This is a genomic window from Bradyrhizobium sp. WCU1, assembly GCF_053474805.1.
The window spans coordinates 975,833-998,140 of sequence record NZ_CM130280.1; the positions used below are offsets into that span (position 1 = coordinate 975,833).

Genomic DNA, 22,308 nt, shown 5'->3' on the forward strand with positions numbered 1-22,308 from the left:
AGTCATGAGTTTGAAGCCCGAGACCGCACCCGAAAGCCTGCTCGACGAGTTGCAGACGACGCTCGCGCACGGCACCGTCGCACGCCGTGTCGAGACGCTGCGCCGGGTGACCGACCTCTTCATCAACGGCTCGGTGAACTATTCGAACGAGCAGATCGTGCTGTTCGACGACGTGTTCCAATGCCTGCTCGAACACATCGAAAACTCGGCCAAGGCGCTGCTCGCCAACCGCCTCGCCCCGATCGACACCGCGCCCCCGCAGACCATCCGCACCCTGGCATTCGACGACCTGATCGAGGTCGCAGGCCCCGTGCTGACGCTGTCGCCGCGGCTCGACGACGACACCCTGATCGAGACGGCGCGCAGCAAGAGTCAGGCGCACCTGCTCGCGATTTCGAACCGGAAGACGCTGAGCGGCGCCGTCACCGACGTGCTTGTGTTGCGCGGCAACGACGAGGTGATCCAGAGCGCGGTCAACAATCCCGGCGCGGAGTTCACCGAGCGCGGTTTCACCCGTCTGGTCAGCCGCGCCGAGGGCGACGACAATCTGTCGACCTGCGTCGGCCTGCGCCCGAACATCCCGCGACATCTCTATCTCAAGCTGGTCGCCAAGGCCTCGGACGCCGTCAGGCAGCGGCTCGAGGCCGCCAATCCGCAGCAGGCCAAGGAGATTCCGATCGCGGTGAAGGAAGCGACGCGGCGCGCGCGCTCGGCGCCCGCCGGCGTCACGCCGGACACCACGATCGCACATGCGCTGGTCAAGTCGCTCTACCAGGACGGCCGGCTCGACGAGTTCCAGCTTGCGGCCTTCGCCGAGGCCGGCAAGTTCGACGAGACCAATGCCTCGCTTGCCGCGCTCGCCAATGTCTCGGTCAGCGTCGCCGAGAACATGATGATCGAAACCCGCGCCGAGGGCGTGATGATCCTGGCCAAGGTGTCGGGCCTGTCATGGTCGACGGTGCGATCGATCATCAATCTGCGCGACGACATCTCGGGCGGCGAGCCGACCGACTTGCAGGCCTGCAAGGATACCTATGAGCGGCTGCGGCCATCGACCGCGCAGCAGGTGCTGCGCTTCCATCGCATGCAGCAATCCGCGCCCGCGGCCTGATCCGGGCTCCAATCGGTCAATACCTGAGCGCCCGCTTTCCCATCAGCGCGCCGACGCTCGCGACGATCGCGGTCGCCAACGTGTACCAGGTGGCGACGAACAGCGGCGAGTCATCCGTGCAATGCGACGCATAGACGGTTGCCGCGAGCCCTGCCGAGAGCAAGCCGGCCACCGCGCCGGCGACCGCCGGCCGCGCCGGCGCACCTTGTCTGAGCCCGTACAGCGCGCCGATCAGCAACGGCAACGACATCGCGGGGATCGCGGTCATGCACGCCATCGAATTCTTGCCGATCAGGCGCGTCATCATCGGCGTGCGCTGCGGCATCATCATCTCGCCGCTGATCGCGGCAACGAGGATGCCGGCGGGAATCAGCAGCCACCAGCCGAAGCTGCGCAGCGAGGCTTCCGGCCGCGACAGATGCAGGCTGACCGCGATCGCCGAGGCGGCGAGCGCCAGCGTCACCGCGAACTTCAGGTCGAAGAACGGATTATGCATTGCGGTCATCACGTCGGGCCGCACGCCGAGTTCGGCGAAGAAGATCAAGAGCGAGACCGGCGCCGCCGCCAGCAGCGCCAGCATCAGCGCAAGACCGATCGGGCGCGCGCGATAGGCATTGTCGGCGGCAAGGGTTCGAATGAGTTGATCGGTATCCATGCTCAACGATCCCGTAATTTCTCGGTGAGGCTCGCAAGTCCACGATGCAGCGCGACCCGCACCGCACCTTCGGTCATCGAGAATTTCGCCGCGGTGTCCTTGATCGAGGCGCTGTCGACCGCGATCGATTGCAGCACGTCGCGCTGACGCGCGGGCAAGGCCTGCAACTGGGCGGTGACCTCACCGGGCGATGCCGTCGGCTCCGGCGTTTCCCCCGGCAGCGTCTCGGCGAAGTCATCGATATTGACGAAGATGCGCTTGCCGCGACGGCGCAGCGCGTCGATCAGCTTGTTGCGCGCGATCGCGAACAGCCACGGCGCGAACGGCGCGCTGGTGTCCCAAGTCTGTCGCTTCAAATGCACCGCCAACAAGATGTCCTGCACGATGTCCTCGGACTGATCGACCGGTTGTCCCGCGCGCGCCAGGCCACGTCGCGCTGCGGCGCGGAGGACCGGCGTGATGGCCTTGAGCAGCCGATGATATGCTGCGTCATCGCCAGAAATGGCCAACCGCATCAGGTCGGTCCATTCATCCTCACGTTCGCGCACGCAGGCTCCTGAATAGCAATTCGGCCGATCTTTCAGTTCGTTACGCGACCAACCGAGGACATCACGAACACGTGATCGCGATCTCCGGCTAGGCCGCGCCGGGAGATCGGCCCCAGAATCATTCCGGCGGGTTTCCCAGACGCCACGGCTCATAACACCGATCGGTCCGACAAGCATCGGGGAGCTGCCACCGATCACCCGCCGGGACGGAAATTGCCCAGCTTTTGCCCCTTGAGGCCCGAAGATTCCCTTTTTTTGCCCCGGTGTGGACACGCAGCAGGGTCTCATTTCGGCTTTGGAACGGGCGAAATGGGGAGATCATCAGAATGAAGATCAAAGCCAGCCGGCACTTGGCCTTGATGGTTGCGACGGGGCTGACCGGGTTCGCTATCTGTCTTGCCATTCCATTGCCGGCGCATGCGGCCGGTTCGGACGCATCCGCAGCGAAATCCGACAACGCAACGACCGACAAGTCCGCACAGCAGAGTTCGCGGCATGTCCGGCGCCACGCGCGTCACAGCTCCTCCAAATCCGCTGACAGGCCGGCCGACAAATCCGAGAGCAAGAAGGCCGCCGGCAAGGATGCCGGCAGCGTGACGTCGGTCGGCATGCCGGCCACGGTCGCCAATGCCAATGCGGAGCTGACCTCCGGCGACGGCAATGCGAGCCCCCCGCCCGCCAGCGTCAATCCGGTGATGGCCGCCTCCGACAAGCCCGCCGACGCGCAGCCCGACGGCAGCGTGGTCGCATCGGACCAGCTCAACGACCTCGACCGGGCCCTGCAGCAGGAGCAGCCGCAACCGGCTCAGCCGCAGACCGCCCAGCAGGAGGCGCCCGCGTCGTCGCCGCCCGCCGCCGTCGCAGCGCCCAAGCCGGCCCCGGTCCTCGCGAGCAGCGACAGCGCGAGCCTGGACCAGACCTCGCTGATCGGGAAGATCTTCATCGGGTTCGGCGCCCTGCTCACGGTGGCTTCCGCCGCGCGCATGTTCATGGCCTAGCGGCTGCGGCGCAGGGTAGCGCCGCACCGCGGCCCGAAGCCTCGTTTCAGCCACTTGAAGCGCATCCCGCCAGCGGGCACATTGCCCGCCAAATCAGGCACGGGGTTTGCGTCATGGCTACGTTCGAATTCATCATCGTCGAAAGCAAGGGACCGGTCGGCGTCATCACGCTGAACCGGCCGAAAATGCTGAATGCGCTCTCGTTCGGCGTGTTCCGCGAGATCGCCGCGGCGGTCGACGATCTCGAGGCCGACGACAAGATCGGCTGCATCCTGATCACCGGCAGCGAGAAGGCCTTCGCGGCCGGCGCCGACATCAAGGAGATGCAGCCGAAGGGCTTCATCGACATGTTCAACAGCGACTTCACCGCGATCGGCGGCGACCGCGTCGCGCGTTGCCGCAAGCCGACCATTGCAGCGGTCGCGGGTTACGCGCTCGGCGGCGGCTGTGAGCTCGCGATGATGTGCGACATCATCCTCGCCGCCGACAATGCCAAGTTCGGCCAGCCGGAAATCACCCTCGGCACCATTCCCGGCATCGGCGGCACGCAGCGCCTGACCCGTGCGATCGGCAAGTCGAAGGCGATGGACCTCTGCCTCACCGGACGGATGATGGACGCAGCGGAAGCCGAGCGCTCGGGCCTGGTGTCGCGGATCATACCGGCCGACAAGCTGATGGAAGAGGCGCTCGCCGCGGCCGAGAAGATCGCCTCGATGTCGCGTCCGGCCGCAGCGATGGCCAAGGAAGCCGTCAACCGCGCCTTCGAGACGCCGCTGTCGGAAGGCATGAATGTCGAGCGCAACCTGTTCCACTCGACCTTCGCGCTCGAGGATCGCTCCGAGGGCATGGCGGCCTTCATCGAGAAGCGCAAGCCGGTCAACAAGAATCGCTAACTCCTTCGGCTCCTCTGCAATGCCGCGGTGACGAGCGCGCGATAGGCGCGCTCGGCGACGTGCGTCGGCTTGTCGAGGCCGAGCCGCGCCAGGCATTCGCGGTCGGCGGCATCGGGCGGATGCCGCATCCCCTGCCACAGCAGGCCGGCGAGTTGCAGCGGCGTTCGCTGCGCCCGCTGCAGGATCTGCAGCGCCGGGATCAGCCGCTGCTCGACGTCGGTGAAATCGCTGCCGAACGGGAATGACGGCAGCAGCCCGGCGTCGCGCGCGGGCTTCAGCGCAGCGCTGATGCGTTCGGGATAATTCTCGCGGTGAGCGGCCGCGATCTCGTGGCTGCGCGGCAACTTGCCGGCATCCTTGGCCTGCCGCATCAACTCGCCTTGGAACCGGGAATCCGACACCCGCAGCATCGCGGCGATCACGTCGGCATCGGATTTCCCTCTGACGTCGGCGACGCCATATTCGGTGACGAAGATATCGCGCAGGTGGCGCGGAATGGTCTCGTGGCCATAAGACCAGCGAATGTTGGACTGCGTTTGCCTGCCGGACTGACGGGTTGCCTCCAGCGCCAGCACCGAGCGCGCGCCCTCGAGCGCGAATGCCTGCGCCACGAAATTGTACTGGCCGCCGACGCCGCTTACGACCTGGCCGTTGTCGAGCCCGTCGGAGATCGCAGCGCCCAGCAGCGTCGCCATCATCGCGTTGTTGACGAATCGGGCATCGACGCGGGCGCGGCGCTTGCCCGCCTCGTCGCCGAAGATCTCGTTGGTGAAGGACACCGGCATCATCTGAATGCGCGCCAGTTGCTCGGGTGTCATCTCGCGCAGCGCGCGATAGAAGGATTGCGGGCCCAGGAAGAATGCGCCGTGCAGGATCACACCATCGACGTCGCGCTTCAGGATGCCGGAGTCGATCAATCCGAGGAACGCCTCGAACAGCATCTCGCTGACGCCATAGAGGCCCTTCTCGAATGGCCCGGTCTCGGCAGCTGCGAGCTGTGCGGTACCGGGCGCAAGACGCTGCATGACGCTGTGGAATTGAACGTTGTCGCGGTGGCGGATCACGAGCCCCTGCGCCAGCGCATCACCGACCTGCCCGATCCCGATCTGCAGCGTGCCGCCGTCGCGGACCAGACCGGCGGCATACAATCCGATCGCATATTTGGTGTCGCTGATCGGCTCGGACGGCGGCGCGAACAGCGGGAAATCGGTGTCGGGACTGTCGAGCACGGCGGCGAATTCATCCGCCGGCAGATCGCCGGGTCCCGGCATGAACGGCAGTTCCGAATTGACCTGGCCGAACAGCTTGAATGACGCCCGGCCCTGCGCGCGGGCGCGCAGCACATCGAGCGTCGTATCGGTGTTGCAGCTCAAACTGTAGCGCGGCACGCCGTCGACGACGCGCTTGGCGACCAGCTGTGGAACGACATTCAGCCCGCGCGACAGCAGGTACGATGCCGCGTGGGTATAGTTCGCGGAAATGTAGTTCTGCTGCGCGAAGGGCTGATACAGCCATTGCCCGGCGAGGAAGAAGAACTCGATCACCTTGACGTTGGGCGGCAGCACACCGCGATGTAAAGCATCGGCATAAGCGAGCTCCGGATAACCGCCGAACAGGCGATCGATCACCGGACCGATGAAGCGCCGTTCGAGCAGGCTGTTCGGCTTCGGCTTTTCCAGCGTCAGCGCCGAGAACAGCGTCAGGTTGACGGAACGGTCGGCGACCGCCCGCGCATACAGCGCATTGACGATGTGGTTGGCCTTGCCGAGGCCGAGCGGCAGCCCGACCACCAGTTCGGTTCCGACATCACGAATGATGTGCTCCGCGATCGCCTCGGGGTCGGAGAACAAGATGGGCATCAGCAATGGACCCGGTGGAGACGGTGGATAACCGGCGCCGCTCAATCGGCGGCGTGCGGTTCAAACTTATACTTCATATGACAGTTGCGTTCGCCTGTGACGAGCCGGCAACAGACAAGAATCGAAATGATGTGCAGATGTCGTGCGGCGGTTTGCGTGTGGCGGCACTGCCCCCTAAACAGGTAGATGTGTGGGCGCCGGCGAAGGCCGGCTGCCGGGGTTTTGGTTTGCGGGATCACATGGTTGAGCGTACCGCTGATATTGGCGACGTAGCGAGGCGCGTATTCTTGTCGGGCATCGGCCTTGGCGCATTGGCATGCGCGCTGCTGGCTGATACCGCTGCCCGCGCCGAGAGCCTGCCGGAAGCGCTGGTCAAGGCGTATCAGACCAATCCGCAGCTCAATGCCGAGCGGGCGCGCCAGCGTGCGACCGATGAGAACGTGCCGCAGGCACTGGCAGGCTATCGCCCGCAGGTTGCCGCAAGCCTTTCGGCAGGCCTCCAGGCTGTCCGCGACCAATTGCCCGGCAATGTCCTGCAGACCGCGACGCTGAAGCCCTGGCAGATCGGCCTGACCGTCACCCAGACCCTGTTCAACGGCTTCAAGACCGCCAACAGCGTCCGCGTCGCCGAGTTGCAGGTGCAGTCCGGCCGCGAGGCGCTGCGCAATGTCGGCCAGGGCGTGCTGCTCGATGCCGTCACCGCTTATACCAACGTGCTCGCCAACCAGACGCTGGTCGAGGCGCAGCGCGCCAACGTCGCCTTCCTGAAGGAGACCCACGCGATCACGCTGCGTCGCCTCAATGCCGGCGACGTCACGCCGACCGATACCGCCCAGGCCGAGGCGCGCCTCAACCGCGGCCTTGCCGATCTCAACGCCGCCGAGGTCAACTTCGCGGTCAGCCAGGCCACCTATGCGCAGGTGGTCGGCAACCCGCCGTCGCAATTGCGGCCCGCCGATACCACCGACCGGCTGCTGCCGCGCAGCCGCGAGGATGCGATCGGGCTGGCGCTGCGCGAGCATCCCGCCGTGACCGCCGCAGGTTTCGACGTCGACGTCGCCTCGACCTCGATCCGCGTCGCCGAGAGCAGCCTGATGCCGAACGTCACCGTGCAGGGCAGCGTCAGCAAGAACCGCGACTCCGACACCTCGCTCAGCACGTTCGGGACCGATCAGGCCTCGGTGATCGGCCAGATCACGCAACCGATCTATGACGGCGGCACCGCAGCCTCGCAGACCCGGCAGGCCAAGGAAGTGGCAACGCAGAGCCGCCTCGTGCTCGATCAGGTCCGCAATCAGGCCAAGACCGCCGTGGTCAGTGCGTGGGTCGCCAACGAAGGCGCCAAGGTCGCGGTGTCGGCCTCCGAGTCCGAGGTGAAGGCCGCCGAAGTCGCGCTGGCCGGCGTGCAGAAGGAAGCCGCCGGCGGCCAGCGTACCACGGTCGACGTGCTCAATGCTCAGCAGGATTTGATCACGGCGCGAGCCCGGCTGATCGGCGCGCAGCGCGACCGCGTGATCGCCTCCTACACGCTGCTCAGCGCGATCGGCCGCCTCGACGTCAAGACGCTCAATCTCAAGACACCCGACTACCTGCCCGAGGTGCACTACCATCAGGTGCGCGATGCCTGGCACGGCCTGCGGACGCCGTCGGGACAATAGGCCTTGCGGCAGCGGTCGCAGCGCGGACCGGCCCTTTCCACCCGCTCTCTCCGCCGATAACCTCCGCTCCCGCAGGCAACCGATAATGCCGGCGCACGTCGTGCGCGCATAACAGCCGAGCACGCAGGGAGACGTCCAATGCTGACGCGACGCGATATGATGCTGGCTTCCATCGCAGCGTGAGTGACCATGACCGGCAGCCAAGCATCTTCCAAGGCAGCGCAACCATCGACCCCGGTGAACTTCGACGTGCCTGCCGGTGCGTGCGACTGCCACACCCACATCCACGGCGATCCCGAGAAATTCCCGTTCTTCGCCGGCCGCGTCTATACCCCGGAACCGGCCTCGCCGGAGGAGATGAGCGCGCTGCACAAGGCGCTGCATGTCGAGCGCGTGGTGATCGTAACCCCGAGCGTCTACGGCCCGGACAACTCCTCGACCCTGTTCGGCATGACGGCGCGCGGCCCGACGGCGCGCGGCGTCGCCGTGATCGACGACAAGACCAGCGAGAGCGATCTCGATACCATGCAGAAGGCCGGCTTCCGCGGCATCCGCCTCAACCTCGCCACCGGCGGCGTCAACGATCCCAATCTCGGGCGGCAGCGCTTCTCGGCCGCGATCGAACGGATGAAGGCGCGCGGCTGGCATGTCCAGCTGTTCACCAGCCTCGCGATGATCACCGCGATCAAGGACCTGGTCGCGGCTGCGCCGGTGCCCGTGGTGTTCGACCATTTCGGCGGCGCCGAGGCCGCGCTCGGCACCGGTCAGCCGGGATTTGACGACCTCCTGGCGCTGGTAAAATCGGGCAAGGCCTACGTCAAGATTTCCGGTGCCTACCGCGCCTCCAGGCTCGCGCCCGACTATGCCGACGCCGCGCCGCTGGCCCAGGCGCTGATCGCGGCCAACGCGGAACGCATCATCTGGGGCACCGACTGGCCGCACCCGGATTCGGTGACGCCGGCGGGCAGGAAGGTCACCGACGTGACGCCGCTGTATCAGATCGATGACGGCCGCCTCCTCAACCAGCTTCCGGTCTGGGCGCCTGATGCCAAGGTGCGCAAGACCATTTTGGTTGACAATCCGGCGCGACTCTACGGCTTCACCTGACGTTGTCCTTCGGCCGGCGCGAGAAGTAGGAGATCAGCACCGGCAGCGTGATCAGGATCACCAGCGGCGCCACCATCATGCCGGTGACGACGACGATGGCGAGCGGCTTCTGCACCTGCGAGCCGATGCCCTCCGACACCGCCGCCGGCAGCAGGCCGACGCCCGCGACCACGCAGGTCATCAGGACGGGGCGAAGCTGCAACTCGCCGGTTCGGATCACCGCGCGCATCCGATCATAGCCCTCGTCGATCAGCTGGTTGAACTGCGACAGGATGATGATGCCGTCCATCACGGCGATGCCGAACAGCGCGATGAAGCCGATCGCCGCCGAGACGCTGAACGGGATGCCCGAGATCAGCAGCCCGAGCACGCCGCCGAAGATCGCCATCGGAATCACGCTCATCGCGAGCATGGTGTCGACCATCGAGCCGAAATTGAAGAACAGCAGCACGGCGATCAGCGCGAGGCTGATCGGCACCACGATCGACAGCCGCTTGATCGCATCCTGCAGATTGCCGAACTCACCGACCCACTCGACGCGGGACCCCGGCGGCAACTGGACCTGCTGCTCGACCTTCTGCTGCGCCTCGCGGATCGCACTGCCGAGATCGCGCTCGCGTACCGAGAACTTGATCGGCAGATAACGCTCCTGCTGCTCGCGGTAGATATAGGCCGCGCCGGAGATCAGGTTGATCGAGGCCACTTCGCTGAGCGGGATCTGCGTGATGCCGCCATTGGCGTTCGCCACCCCGATCCGCAAATTCTGGATCGCCTCCGCGCTCTTGCGATATTCCGGCGCGAGCCGGACGATGATCGGGAAGTGCCGGTCGCTGCCGGACTCATAGAGGTCACCGGCGGCATCGCCGCCGACCGCGACCTTGATGGTGGCGTTGATGTCACCCGGCGCGAGGCCATAGCGCGCGGCACGCACGCGATCGACGTCGATCTGGATCGTCGGCTGGCCGAGCGAGGTGAATACCGCAAGGTCGGTGACGCCCTGCACGGTCGCCAGCACGGACTTGATCTTGTTGGCGGTGTCGGTCAGCGCCTGCAGATCGTTGCCGTAGAGCTTGATCGAGTTCTCGCCCTTCACGCCGGACACCGCCTCCGAGACGTTGTCCTGCAGATATTGCGAGAAATTGAACTCGACGCCCGGAAATTTCTCCTGCAGCTGCGCCAGCAATTGCGCGGTCAGCACATCCTTGTCATGGGTGTCGGGCCAGTCGCCGGCAGGCTTCAGCGGCGCGAAGAATTCAGCGTTGAACAGGCCGGCCGCGTCGGTGCCGTCGTCGGGACGGCCATGCTGCGACACCACCGACACCACCTCGGGACGGCTGCGGATCAGTTTCCGCATCTCGTTGACGTAGGCGTTGCCTTCCTGCAGCGAGATCGTCGGCGGCAGCGTGGCGCGGATCCACAGATTGCCCTCTTCCAGCTTGGGCAGGAATTCGAGACCCAGGAAGCGGGCGAAGACGATGGTCGTGACCACGAGGGCGGCCGCACCGGTCATCACGATCTTGCGGTTGGCAATCGCCCAGTTCAGCACCGGCAGGTAGATCGCATCGAGCTTCTTGACGATCCAGGTCTCGGTCTCGTGGATATGCGCCGGCAGGATGATGGCGCTCAGCGCCGGGGTTACGGTGAACGTTGCCAGCAGACCGCCGGCCAGCGCGTAGGCATAGGTACGCGCCATCGGGCCGAAGATGTTGCCTTCGACGCCGCTCAGCGTGAACAGCGGCAGAAACGCGGCGATGATGATCGCGGCGGCAAAGAAGATCGACCGTGACACGTCGGCGGAAGCCGACAGGATCGCGTGGCTCTTCATCCCCATGACCGTATCGTCGGAGATGTGCGCCTGCTCGGCGTCGGACAGCGCCGTGGTCTGCGACAGCCGGCGGAAGATCGCTTCCACCATGATCACGGTGGCATCGACGATCAAGCCGAAATCGATCGCGCCGACCGACAGCAGATTGGCGGATTCGCCGCGCAGCACCAGGATGATCACGGCGAAGAACAGCGCAAACGGTATGGTCGCGCCGACGATCAGCGCGCTGCGGAGGTCGCCGAGGAATATCCACTGCAACAGCACGATCAGGAGAATGCCGACCACCATGTTGTGCAGCACGGTGTGGGTGGTGAGCTCGATCAGGTCCTTGCGGTCGTAGATGCGCTCGATCTTCACGCCAGGCGGCAGGATCGAGGAATTGTTGATCTGGTTGACCAGCTGCTCGACGCGCGCAATGGTCGGCGAGCTCTGCTCGCCGCGGCGCATCAGCACGATGCCCTGTACGATGTCGTCGTCACTGTCGATGCCGGCGATACCGAGCCGCGGCTTCTCGCCGATCGTGACATGAGCGATGTCGCGAACCAGCACCGGGTTGCCGCCGGACTGCGAGATCATGGTGTTGGCAAGGTCGTCGATCGAGCGGATCAGGCCGACGCCGCGCACCACGGCAGACTGCGTGCCGATGTTCACGGTGTTGCCGCCGACATTGATGTTGGCGTTGGAGACCGCCTGCAGCACCTGCGGCAGCGTCAGGCCGTTGGCGACCAGTTTGTTGAAGTCGACCTGGATCTCATAGGTCTTGGTCTTGCCGCCCCAGCCGGTGACGTCGATCACACCGGGCACCGCGCGGAAGCGGCGCTGCAGGACCCAGTCCTGCAATGTCTTGAGGTCGAGCACGCTGTAGTTCGGCGGCCCCTTCAGCCGGTAGCGGAAGATTTCACCGATCGGGCTGAGCGGCGAGATGCCGGGCTGCACGTTGCCGGGCAGCGGCGCGAGCTGCGACAGGCGATTGAGCACCTGCTGCTGCGCCTCGTCATAGGTGTAGTCGAAGGAGAACTGCAGCTTGACGTCGGACAGGCCGTACAGCGAGATGGTGCGGATGGTCTTGAGGTTCTTGATGCCGGCGACCTGGGTCTCGATCGGGATCGTGATGTAGCGCTCGATCTCCTCGGCGGAGAGGCCCGGGCTCTGGGTCACGATGTCGACCATCGGCGGGGTCGGATCGGGATAGGCCTCGATATTGAGATGCTGGAACGCGAACAGGCCGCCGATGAAGACGGCGATGAACATGGCCACCATCAAGTAGCGGCGATTGACGGCAAGGGCGACGAGGCGATCCATTCAGATCGTCACTTTCAACTGGAAGGGATTTCTTGATTGCAAGAACAGGACGACTTTTGCTTCGAAACGTCGTCCTGCTCTCACCGTTTGAGCATGGTCTTTTCGGAAAACCGCTAAGCACTTTTCCGGATCATGCCTAGGTGCCGGACGCGGCGCGGTCGATGAAGAGGCTTCCCTTCGTCACGATCTGCTCGCCCGGCTTGAGATTGCCGGCCACCTCGACGAGGTCGCCATTGATGAGACCGGGCTTGATCTGGCGCAGTTCGATGGTCTTGTCCTCGGCGCGCGCGACCCAGACCCGAACCTGATCGCCTTCGTAGATCAGCGCCTGTTTCGGCACGCCGACCGCCGGATGGTCGCCCTTCGAATACAGCGTCACATTGGCGAACATCTCAGGCTTCAGCCGCTTGTCGGTATTGTCGATGGTGGCGCGGGCCAGGAGCCGGCGCGAGGTCGCGTCGATCGCGGCGGCGACATAGTTGACGCGGGCGTTCAGCACCTTGCCCGGCAGCGCCATCACGCTGAAGCTGAGGTCCTGCCCGACCGCGACGTTGTCGGCGTCGGATTCGCGGACGAAGGCGATCAGCCAGACCGTCGAGAGGTCGCCGATCACGTAGACCGGGTCGCTGGCACCGGTCGAGACATACTGGCCGGGGCCGGCCTTGCGCTGAACCACGGTGCCGCCGATCGGCGCGAACACCGTCGTTTCCGGATTGAGGCGCCCCTTCTGTTGCAGCGTCGTGATGTCGTCATCGCCGAAGCCGAGGATGTGCAGCTTGTTCTGCGCGGCTTCCAGCAACGTCTGCGCCGAGCGCGCATCGTTCTGCGCCTGCACCAGCGCCGCCTGCGCCTGCTGATAATCCTTCAGCGGGATCGCCTTGCCCTCGGACAAATCCTTGGCGCGCTTCTCCTGGATCTGGGCCAGGTCGAGCGCCGACTGCGCCTTGTTGAGGCCCGTCATCGCAGCGACATAGTCGTTCTGCGCCTGCACGGTGTCGGCCGCTTCGATCACGTACAGCGGCTGCCCCTTCACCACGGCATCGCCCGGCCGCACCAAAAGGCGGGTGACGCGTCCGGTATAGGGCGAGTAGACCGGGGTGGAGCGATCCTCATCGATCCCGATCTTGCCCTCGGTCACCAGTTCGGAACGGAACGTGTGCTCGGTGACGGTCTGGAAGGTCAGGCTGGCCCACTCGGCCGCCGACGGCGTATAGCGCGTGCCGCCCTTGCGGGACTGGCTGGAGACCTCAGAAGGCCTCTGCTTTTCCGTTCCGAAACGCGTGTAGCCATAGGCGCCCGCGCAGGCCGCCATCAGCACCGCAGCGGCCACGAGCAGGCGTGGGCGGCTGAGGCTCTGCACTTTTTTGGGAATGTCTCTCAGCATGCGGTCCGCGAGGTCGATCGTTGCAAGGTCCGGCGGGGCAGCCCCAGCGGTGCGCTAATAGTGCCGAATTGGCGCTCTAAACAACCTATAAATCGCACTTCGATGACGCCTGTGGTTAAAGTTCGGGTAGCGTGAACAGCGACTGAATGTCTCACCCGGGAAACTCCGGAGCAGAAGACTCTTGAGCCGGAAACTCCGGCGGATGACTGCCGAGCGGCATGGCCGGACGGTACCAATGGGCCGTCGTCCGCGACAGCACCGCCGCGTGGCGGACCGAACTCAGCATGCCAAAGCCGGACGGCAGCTGCTCGATGAAGGGCAGCACTGCATCGGCCTTGAGGTCCTCGGTCGCAAGGCCCCCTTCAAGGCGACCGAGGTTCCACAGCCAACGCCCGGTTTGTGCCAGCGAAACCCGGACGTGCCAGCTGCCGCCTTCGCGCGCCTGGCGGGCCTTGGCCATCATGGCGCCGAACGCCATGAAATATCCGGTGGCATGGTCGAGCATCTGGGCCGGCAATTCCTTCGGGCCGTCGACACCAGCGGCCTGCCCCTCGGCATGATTGAACCCGGTCGTGGTCTGCACCAGCGAATCGAAACCGCGCCGCTCCGCCCACGGACCGGCATGGCCATAGGCCGAGAGCGTCACGTAGACGATCCCGGGATTGATGCGCGCCGCTTCCTCCGCCGAGAAGCCGAGCCGCGCGATCGCCTGGGGACGATAGCCCTGCGAGAGAATATCGGCCTGCGCCACGAGACCGCGCATCACGTCCCGCCCCTGCTCGCTGCGCAACTCGAGGAAGCTCGTCAGCTTGCCGCGGCCGGTGTCGATGGTCAGCCACGGAATCGCCGGCAGATCGGGACCCGAGATCAGCAGCACGTCGGCGCCATGCGCCGCGAGCGTACGGCCGGCGACCGGACCCGCGATCACGCGCGACAGATCGAGCACGCGGATGCCGGCCAGCGGCCGCTTTCCCGCAGGCCACGGCTTTGGCGCGGCCTCGCCGATCTTCTCGATCGAGATCAGCGGCAGCTTTGCAAGCGCCTGGGCATGCGGCGTCGCGGACCATTCGTCATGCGAGCGCATCAAGGCAACGACGCCGCCGGCGGCGTAGGCCGCGGTCTCGAACGCCTCGCCATCCCATTGCAGCAGCGCGGCCTGGACCACGTCACGCTCGGCGTCGCAGCCCAGCACCCTGCAGACGGCGTCGCGGTGATGCGGAAAATTGGTGTGAAGGCGGACGAAGCGGCCGTCGCGAACGCGGTAGACGCCGGCGATCTTGTCCCAGGCCGGAGGCGGCGGCTTGTCGTCGACCCGCAGGTAGCGCTCGCTGCGGCATTCGACGACGGCATGGCGGATATCGACCGCGACGTCCTGGCTCTCGCCGCTGCGGGCTTTCCAGATCTCGGCCGCGGCAAGACCGCTTGCTGCGATCGACGCCTGCGCTGCGGCAGCGACACGAAACGACGACGGCAATTGCGGCTCGCTGCCGGTCAGGCTGACCGTATCGAGCGCGGACGCTGCGCCACCGGCGCCGGTCCAGATATCGGCAAGGATTTCACGGATGTCCTGCATGCGCATTCCTCTTTGCGATTAACCCATGCCCGTGCATGATGACAAACAGACGGTGCCCGGTCTCAATCGTCATACCTGATTTGAGTATGCCCCCCGCGCAAACGCGTTCCGCGTTTGCGCGGGGGAGAACAGCTTACATTTTTCCGGATCACGCCTGGTTTAAGCATGATCTTTTCGGAAAGCCGTTTCACAGGTTTCCGGATCATGCCTTCCGACCGCCCCGAACAGGAGTTGCAATGGCTGCCATTGACCCCATCACTGCCGGCGCAGTTTTCATCGCGACCGCGGCCACCGACGCGGTCTATGTCATGTTTACGTCGGCGGTGGTGGCGCGCAAGCGCGTGCCGGCGGCGACCTGGAGCAGCATCTGGTATCTGCTCTCCTCCTATGCGGTGATCAGTTACACCGAAAACTGGGTGTATGTCGCCTTCGCCGCAGCGGGCTCGTGGGTCGGCGCCTATGCATCGATCACCTTCCTGCACCGCCCGCCCGGCGGACCGCCGGTGGGTGCTGCGGTGGAGTAGCCGCCCTGCAGCCTCGCACTCAACCGTCGTCCCGGCGCAGGCCGGGACCCATAACCACAGGGTTGTGTTGTTGAAGAGGGTTGCGGCCCCAGCGTCGCACGACAATCAGCATTGTGGTTATGGGTCGCTGCGTTCGCAGGGACGACACCAAACATGTGGCGCAGCTGGTGAGGCAGACATCTACGTTCTCGCGACATGTTTTGCCCGAGCCTTGCTGTTCGTTCCGCCCTCTCTTGAGCAGAGGGCGCAGGGAAAGCCGGGTGCCGATCGCACCCATGGGCCCCGAGCAATGGGTAGAAAGCTCGGGGGTAGGACCACAGGTGTAACCGGAAACAACCCGGCTTTCCCTGCGCGATGGGTTACGGCTTACTTCGTGCTCTCCCCGGCGAGACTGGGCTTGCTTGTCACCGCCTTCGCAAAACGCCTTCGCGTCCTGCGACGAGACACCTGCCGTTAGGGCGTCAGGACCACACGACTTCGCCGTCCGCCTCATGCACACTCGTCAGTTGCGCAATCGGCGTCCACCGCATCTCGACCCGCGTTCGTGACGACCGCGAAGCGCCCTCGTGCCGGGTGAGACGGTAGCATTAAACATCTGAGTTGGGTCCGGCGTCAAGTTAAATTCTGAAAAGCCGAACAAATGAAAGCGTCTGCCGAACCGAGCATCCGGCAGACGTTTCACGCCGTCATCTCACTTCAACGCGGCCTGGCCGGCGAGCGAGATCACATTGTCCTGCGAGCCGGTACCGCCGCTGACGCCGATGGCGCCGACGATCTTGCCGTCGACGATCAGGAGGTTGCCGCCGCGCGAGGCGATCACGTCGTCGAGCGTCGTGAGATAGGTGAAGTAGGCGCCCTTGCCGATCAGGTTTTCGAACGTCAGCGTCGGCCGGCGATAGCGCGTCGTGGTGCGCGCCTTGTGTTGCGAAACGCCGATCGAGGCGTATTGGCAGTTGTCCTGCTTCTCGAAATAGACGAGCTCGCCGGACGGATTGACGATCGCGATGCAGAACGCGTTCCAGTTGCGCTTCTGGGTCTCGGCGATCGCCGCAGCCGCAACCTTCTTGGCGGTTTCGAGATTGATCGGCTCGCCATAGGGCGGCGGCGCCAGGGTATCGGGGACGACGTCGTTGGGATTGTCGGGATTGGAGGGCACCTGGGCAAATCCGCCGGTGGCCGTGACGAACGCGATGCATGCCGCGCCGATGAGCGCAGTGAGATAATGCATGGAATGCTCCCGAATGGTTGTCGTTGCAGGCCCCGGATCGATCGCCCGGGCGGCCGGGACGATAGCAACTGGTTCATGGCGCACAAGGCGGCATCTGCTGGTTGCGGCGCACACTATTGCTGCGATAATGGCTCACGCCCCTCGCCGCTTGCGCTACGGGCGCATGAACGCGAAGTCCGTATCAGGATCGCAATTGTCGGCGACGAAGCGAAGCTCCGACTGGACGTCGGCGACGCTCCTGTTTTCAAGGTATTTCGAGACAACGAGGCCGAGCAGCGAACGGCAGACGCTGTCGTGATCGAGCCCTGCGGTCTGGGCTTCGGCAAGCGCCGCTGAAAAATGAAGCTTCGCGATCTCGGTTGCGGACATCCCGGTCTCCTTCTCGTGCCTTGTCTTACGCGAGCTCCGCGATGGCCTTGATCTGTGTCAACTTCAATGAAAGTCCCGCGACGGCGGCAGGATGCGGACGTTGCGCGGGTGGCGGATCCTTTGCGACGAGTTGTCGCCGTGATCGCGGCGGTCGTCATTGAGCGGTTCGATCAGCGCAGGGCCTGCCGGCACTGGATGCTTGCTGACCGCGGAATCGTTGGCAAGGCCGATCAGATCGTGGGAGCGATCGGTCATGCGCTGCGCCACCAGATGCGTCACGCCCTCCGGGCTGCTCTGGATATAGCCCTCGACCAGGATCAGGCGCGCGCCCATCACCTCCTTGCGGTACTGCTCCATCACCTTCGGCCACACCACGATGTTGGCGATGCCGGTCTCGTCCTCCAGCGTCATGAACACGACGCCCTTGGCGCTGCCCGGCCGCTGCCGCACCAGCACCACGCCGGCGCAACGAACGCGGCGGCGGTCGTTGCTGCGGTTGATGGTGTGGCAGGCGACGACGCGCTCCTTGGTGAACATCTCGCGCAGGAATTCCATCGGATGGCCTTTCAGCGACAGGCGGATGGTCTGATAATCGGCAACCACCTGCTCGGGACGCGGCATCTCCGGCAGCGGTTTTGCGCCCTCATCCGGCTGCTCGCGCGCGGTGGCGGCCTCGAACAGCGGCAGCGGCACGTCGTCGGGCAGCCGCCGCACCGCCCACAGCGCCTCGCGGCGGTCGAGCCCGAGCGAGCGGAACGCATCGGCGTCGGCGAGCAGGATCAGCGCGCGCTTGGGGAGTGCGGTGTCGCGGGCGAAATCCTCCAGCGAGGTGAAGGGCCGGCGGTTGCGCGCGGCGACGATGCGGTCGGCCCAGTCTTGCTCCGTCGATACGCGCATCTGGTCCAAGGCCGCGCGGGAGGTGGGCGGGTTCCCTCCCCCCTTGCGGGGGAGGGTTAGGGAGAGGGGTAAGTCGCACGGGCGGTGGTCGTGGCTTACCCCTCTCTCCAACTCTCCCCCGCAAGGGGGGAGAGAGCCCATCCGTTCGTGCGTCCCTGACTCAGGCACACCCATGCTTCGCGTACCCACGATGCGCAATTGCGCATCGGAGAATGACGATTGGAGAGCTTTCAGCCTCTCCTCATCCTCATCCAGCCAGTGGAAGCCGTCGATCTGGCGAAAGCCGAGCCGCACCGCGCAGTGCTCGCCGACCTTCTCCTCCAGCGTGTTCTGCGCGAAGCTGAAGGACACATCGACCTCGCGCACCGTCACGCCGTTCTTGCGGGCATCGCCGACGATCTGCGCCGGGGCATAGAAGCCCATCGGCTGCGAGTTCAGCAACCCGCAGCAGAACGCGTCGGGATGATAATGCTTCAGCCACGAGGAGATGTAGACGAGCTGCGCAAAGCTCGCGGCGTGGCTTTCCGGGAAGCCGTAGGAGCCAAACCCCTTGATCTGGTCGAAGCAGCTGCGGGCGAAATCCGGATCGTAGCCGCGCGCCACCATGTTGCCGACCAGCTTCTCCTCATAGCTGCCGATGGTGCCGACGTTGCGGAAGGTCGCCATCGAACGGCGCAGGCCGTTGGCTTCCTCCGAGGTGAAATGCGCCGCCTCGATCGCGATCCGCATCGCCTGTTCCTGGAACAGCGGCACGCCGAGCGTCTTGTGCAGCACGTTGTAGAGCTCGTTCTTGTCGCCCTGGTCAGGCGCGGGTGCTGGATAGCTCACCTTCTCCTGGCCGTTCCGCCGCCTGAGATAAGGATGCACCATGTCGCCCTGGATCGGTCCGGGGCGCACGATCGCGACCTCGATGACGAGATCGTAGAAGGTGCGCGGCTTCAGGCGCGGCAACATGTTCATCTGCGCCCGGCTCTCGACCTGGAACACGCCGAGCGATTCGCCACGGCACAGCATGTCGTAGACGTTCTCGTCGTCCTGCGGGACCGAAGCGAGCTCCCAGCGCTTGCCCTTGTGGTCATCGATCAGGTCAAAACATTTGCGGATGCAGGTCAGCATGCCCAGCGCCAGCACATCCACCTTCATCATGTGCAGCGCGTCGACGTCGTCCTTGTCCCATTCGATGAAGGTGCGGTCGTCCATCGCGGCGTTGCCGATCGGCACATAGGTGTCGAGCCGGTCCTGGGTCAGCACATAGCCGCCGACATGCTGCGAGAGATGGCGCGGAAACTCGATCAGCTCGGTGGCGAGCTCGACCGCGAGGTTGATCATCGCATTCTTTGGGTCGAGCCCTGCCTGCCGCACCTGCATGTCGTTGAGGCCCTTGCCCCAGCTGCCCCACACGGTGTCCGCCAGCGCCGCGGTGACGTCCTCGGTCAGCCCGAGCGCCTTGCCGACGTCGCGGATCGCGCTGCGCGGGCGATAATGGATGATGGTGGCGATGATGGCGGCGCGGTGGCGGCCGTAGCGGCGATAGACATATTGCATCACCTCCTCGCGCCGCGAATGCTCGAAATCGACGTCGATGTCGGGCGGCTCCAACCGCTCCTTGGAGATGAAGCGCTCGAACAGCAGATCGACCTTGGTCGGATCGACCGAGGTGACGCCGAGCACGTAGCAGACGGCAGAGTTCGCCGCCGAGCCGCGGCCCTGGCACAGGATGTTCTGGCTGCGCGCATAGCGCACGATGTCGTGCACGGTGAGGAAGTAGTGCGCGTATTTCAGCTCGGCGATCAGCGCGAGCTCCTTGTTCAGGGTGGCGCGGAGCTTGTCGTCGATCTTGCCGCCGAAATATTTGTCGACGCCGGCCCAGGTCAGATCTTCCAGATGCTGCTGCGCGGTCTTGCCCGGCGGCACCGGCTCGTCGGGATACTGGTATTTGAGCTGGTCGAGCGAGAACGAGATGCGATCGGCGAAACGCATGGTCTCCGCGATCGCGGCAGGCCAGTCGCGGAACAGCCGGATCATTTCATGCGCCGGCTTGAGATGCCGCTCGGCATTGGCCTCGAGCCGGCGGCCGATGGCCTCGATCGTGGTCTTCTCGCGGATGCAGGTCAGCACGTCCTGCAACGGGCGGCGTGCGGGATGGTGATAGAGCACTTCGTTGGTGGCGAGCAGCGGCACGCCGGCATCGGTGGCGAGAGCATGCAGCCGCGCGAGGCGGCGCCTGTCGTCACCGCGATAGAGCAGGCTTGCGGCGAGCCAGACGCCATCGGCCGCGCTCGCTTTCAATTGCCGGAGCACGTCGAGCGCGTCATCCGCCTCGAAACGATGCGGCAGCGCCAGCACCAAGAGTTGGCCCTCGGCGAAATCGATGAGATCGGGCAACGTGAGCCGGCAGTCCCCTTTCTCGATCCGCTCGATGCCGCCGCCGCGCTTGCCGCGGGTCAAGAGCTGGCACAGCCGGCCATAGGCGGCGCGGTCGCGCGGATAGACCAGGATGTCGGGCGTGCCGTCGATGAAGATGATGCGGGCACCGACCAGAAATTTTGGCGGATGGGCGACCTTCTCGCTGTCGAGTTCCTTCCAGGCGCGCACCACGCCGGCCAGCGTGTTGTGATCGGCGATCCCGATCACGGGGATTCCGAGTTCGCTCGCCTGATGCACATAGGCGCGCGGATCGGAACCGCCGCGCAGGAAGGAGAAATTGCTGGTGATGCCGATCTCGGCATAGGCGGATACAGGTGTTGTCATGCGAAAAGCCCGTGCACATACCAGTTGGCCGGAACGGGCCTGCCCTCCTCGTCGCGCAGCTCACTCTCATAGAGACCGTCACGAAAGATCCAGAAGCGCTGGCCCTCGGCGTCCTCGACGCGGAAATAGTCGCGGGTAAGCGCCGCACCGTCCTGCTTCCACCATTCCATCGCGATGCGCTCGGGGCCCTCGACCCGCACCACCGCGTGCAAGGCGCGCCGCCAGGTGAATTGATGCGGCGGACCGTCAGGCACGCTCGCGAACGGGACCTTGATCGGCTCGGGTCGCTCGAACAGCCGCAAGGGCCGCAGCGGCGGCTCGCCCGCGACGCGCTCCGGCCAGGCGGCGGCGCTGGCGGCCGCCAGATGATGCTGCGCAGGCAGCGCGAGCGCCGCGCGCTCGGGGATATGGCTTTCGAGCGGCAGATGCACGACGACGCGCTTGCCGCCGATGCGGGCGGCGATGCGGTCGATCAGCGCCGAGATCTCGTCATTGTCATGCACGGTGGCGTCGAGGTCGCGCTGCTGCTGCACCACGATTTCGGTACGCCCTGCGGCGAGGCGAATGAGATCGAAGCCGAAGCCGGGATCGAGCGGATCGCTCAGCGCATCGAGCCGTTCGCGGAACAGGCGATCGATCATCTCGGGCCGCGTCACCGGACGCCCGGTCTCGACCATGATCGCCGCGACCTTGCCGTCGGTGCGGAAGAAGCTCGCCTCCAGTTGCCGCGCGCCCTTGCCCTGTTTGTCCATCGCCGCAACCAGCATATCGGCAAGGCTTGAGAGCGTCAGCGCGATCACGGTGTCGGTGGCGACGGGCTCGGGGAAACGCTTCTCGACGATGTAATCCGGCAGCGGCTTGCGCGGGCTGATCGGGGCATCGCCCTGCCCGAGCGCGTGGCCGAGCAAGGTGGTGAAGGCCGAACCGAACCGCGCCGAAATCTCGTGCGGCGCACGCGCGGCGACATCGCCGATGGTCTTCAACCCGGCGCGGCGCAGGCCGGTGGTGACAGCGGGATCGGCGCCGAGCGCCGACACCGGCAGCGGGCCGACCGCTTGCGCTTCCTCGCCGCTGGCGACGATCTTGCCCGAGATGTGGCGCGTCAACGTGCGCGCCGCGATCGAGGTGCCGGCAATCGCTGCGCTGACGGCAAAGCCGCGCCGGCTCAGCGCATGGGTCACGATCTGCAGCAGCGCGCGCTCGCCGCCGAACAAGTGCGCGCAGCCGGTGATGTCGAGGAACAGGCCATAGGGCGGATCGAGCGCGACCAACGGCGTGAAGCGGTCGCACCAGTCGGCGATGTCGTTCAGCATCTTCAGATCGGCTGCGGGATCGGCGTCGTAGACCGTGAGCTCCGGGCAGATCGCGCGCGCATTGGCCAGCGGCAGTCCGATCGACAGCCCGGCCCGCATTGCGGCCTCGTCGACGGCATGCAGCAGGATCGCGTTGTGATCTTTTGCGACCACAACGCTGGGGAGATCGTTGCTCATGGCATTCGTAAGGGACGCATCAGCGGACGGGTTCCCTCCCCCCTTGCGGGGGAGGGCTAGGGAGAGGGGTGAGCCGCTCGGGCGGTGCTCGTGGCTACCCCTCTCTCCAACTCTCCCCCGCAAGGGGGGAGAGAGC

At 65.4% G+C, this 22,308-nt stretch carries 16 protein-coding genes; 6 read left to right on the top strand and 10 right to left on the bottom strand.

Annotation, left to right across the window (positions count from 1 at the left end; translation table 11 throughout):
* Positions 1–4: 4 nt before the first annotated feature.
* Positions 5–1,111 carry a DUF2336 domain-containing protein gene (locus ACTUWL_RS04525; RefSeq protein ID WP_021080813.1) on the top strand — a complete coding sequence of 369 codons (1,107 nt, stop codon included), beginning with the start codon at positions 5–7 and terminating at the stop codon, positions 1,109–1,111.
* 16 nt (positions 1,112–1,127) lie between these two features.
* Here the strand turns inward: ACTUWL_RS04525 and ACTUWL_RS04530 are convergent, their stop codons facing one another.
* The gene (locus ACTUWL_RS04530; protein ID WP_021080814.1) at positions 1,128–1,766 is read right to left on the bottom strand and encodes an NrsF family protein; all 639 of its coding nucleotides are present in this window, start codon (positions 1,764–1,766) and stop codon (positions 1,128–1,130) included.
* A 2-nt stretch (positions 1,767–1,768) separates the two neighbouring features.
* Positions 1,769–2,314, bottom strand: coding sequence for a sigma-70 family RNA polymerase sigma factor (locus tag ACTUWL_RS04535; protein WP_021080815.1), 546 nt, complete (start codon positions 2,312–2,314; stop codon positions 1,769–1,771).
* A gap of 326 nt (positions 2,315–2,640) precedes the next feature.
* Here ACTUWL_RS04535 and ACTUWL_RS04540 point away from each other — a divergent pair, with 326 nt between their 5' ends.
* Both ACTUWL_RS04540 and ACTUWL_RS04545 read left to right on the top strand, forming a co-directional pair.
* Complete coding sequence (locus tag ACTUWL_RS04540) at positions 2,641–3,312, top strand: hypothetical protein (protein ID WP_021080816.1); 672 nt, start codon at positions 2,641–2,643, stop codon at positions 3,310–3,312.
* Between the two features lie 113 nt (positions 3,313–3,425).
* A complete protein-coding gene (locus ACTUWL_RS04545) occupies positions 3,426–4,205 on the top strand; it encodes an enoyl-CoA hydratase (protein ID WP_021080817.1) in 780 nt (259 codons plus the stop codon).
* Here the strand turns inward: ACTUWL_RS04545 and ACTUWL_RS04550 are convergent.
* Positions 4,202–6,064, bottom strand: coding sequence for an acetyl-CoA hydrolase/transferase C-terminal domain-containing protein (locus ACTUWL_RS04550; protein WP_021080818.1), 1,863 nt, complete (start codon positions 6,062–6,064; stop codon positions 4,202–4,204). The two genes, ACTUWL_RS04545 and ACTUWL_RS04550, sit on opposite strands and share 4 nt — an antisense overlap.
* A 239-nt stretch (positions 6,065–6,303) precedes the next feature.
* Here ACTUWL_RS04550 and ACTUWL_RS04555 point away from each other — a divergent pair, with 239 nt between their 5' ends.
* Positions 6,304–7,722 (top strand): TolC family outer membrane protein, encoded by a 1,419-nt coding sequence (locus tag ACTUWL_RS04555; RefSeq protein WP_291730971.1) that lies wholly within the window; start codon positions 6,304–6,306, stop codon positions 7,720–7,722.
* Between the two features lie 189 nt (positions 7,723–7,911).
* Positions 7,912–8,829, top strand: a complete 918-nt coding sequence (locus tag ACTUWL_RS04560; protein WP_021080820.1) for an amidohydrolase family protein — start codon at positions 7,912–7,914, stop codon at positions 8,827–8,829.
* On the opposite strand, the gene ACTUWL_RS04565 is transcribed toward ACTUWL_RS04560, so the two are convergent.
* The 3 genes from ACTUWL_RS04565 to ACTUWL_RS04575 all read right to left on the bottom strand — a co-directional run bounded on the left by ACTUWL_RS04565 (position 8,822) and on the right by ACTUWL_RS04575 (position 14,913).
* Positions 8,822–11,956 (bottom strand): efflux RND transporter permease subunit, encoded by a 3,135-nt coding sequence (locus tag ACTUWL_RS04565; RefSeq protein ID WP_021080821.1) that lies wholly within the window; start codon positions 11,954–11,956, stop codon positions 8,822–8,824. The genes ACTUWL_RS04560 and ACTUWL_RS04565 overlap by 8 nt on opposite strands.
* Before the next feature lie 136 nt (positions 11,957–12,092).
* Positions 12,093–13,268, bottom strand: coding sequence for an efflux RND transporter periplasmic adaptor subunit (locus tag ACTUWL_RS04570; RefSeq protein ID WP_373012048.1), 1,176 nt, complete (start codon positions 13,266–13,268; stop codon positions 12,093–12,095).
* A gap of 223 nt (positions 13,269–13,491) precedes the next feature.
* A complete protein-coding gene (locus ACTUWL_RS04575) occupies positions 13,492–14,913 on the bottom strand; it encodes a CoA transferase (RefSeq protein WP_021080823.1) in 1,422 nt (473 codons plus the stop codon).
* Between the two features lie 236 nt (positions 14,914–15,149).
* Between ACTUWL_RS04575 and ACTUWL_RS04580 the strand changes: the two genes are divergently transcribed.
* Positions 15,150–15,437, top strand: a complete 288-nt coding sequence (locus ACTUWL_RS04580) for a hypothetical protein (protein ID WP_021080824.1) — start codon at positions 15,150–15,152, stop codon at positions 15,435–15,437.
* Positions 15,438–16,128: 691 nt separating this feature from the next.
* Here ACTUWL_RS04580 and ACTUWL_RS04585 read toward each other — a convergent pair.
* The 4 genes from ACTUWL_RS04585 to ACTUWL_RS04600 form a co-directional block, all read right to left on the bottom strand.
* The gene (locus tag ACTUWL_RS04585) at positions 16,129–16,665 is read right to left on the bottom strand and encodes a GlcG/HbpS family heme-binding protein (RefSeq protein ID WP_021079967.1); all 537 of its coding nucleotides are present in this window, start codon (positions 16,663–16,665) and stop codon (positions 16,129–16,131) included.
* Positions 16,666–16,818: 153 nt separating this feature from the next.
* Positions 16,819–17,034, bottom strand: a complete 216-nt coding sequence (locus tag ACTUWL_RS04590) for a hypothetical protein (protein WP_021079966.1) — start codon at positions 17,032–17,034, stop codon at positions 16,819–16,821.
* A gap of 63 nt (positions 17,035–17,097) precedes the next feature.
* Complete coding sequence (locus tag ACTUWL_RS04595) at positions 17,098–20,682, bottom strand: error-prone DNA polymerase (protein WP_021079965.1); 3,585 nt, start codon at positions 20,680–20,682, stop codon at positions 17,098–17,100.
* Positions 20,679–22,172 (bottom strand): Y-family DNA polymerase, encoded by a 1,494-nt coding sequence (locus ACTUWL_RS04600; RefSeq protein WP_021079964.1) that lies wholly within the window; start codon positions 22,170–22,172, stop codon positions 20,679–20,681. Before ACTUWL_RS04600 ends, ACTUWL_RS04595 begins: the two co-directional genes overlap by 4 nt.
* Positions 22,173–22,308: the final 136 nt, after the last annotated feature.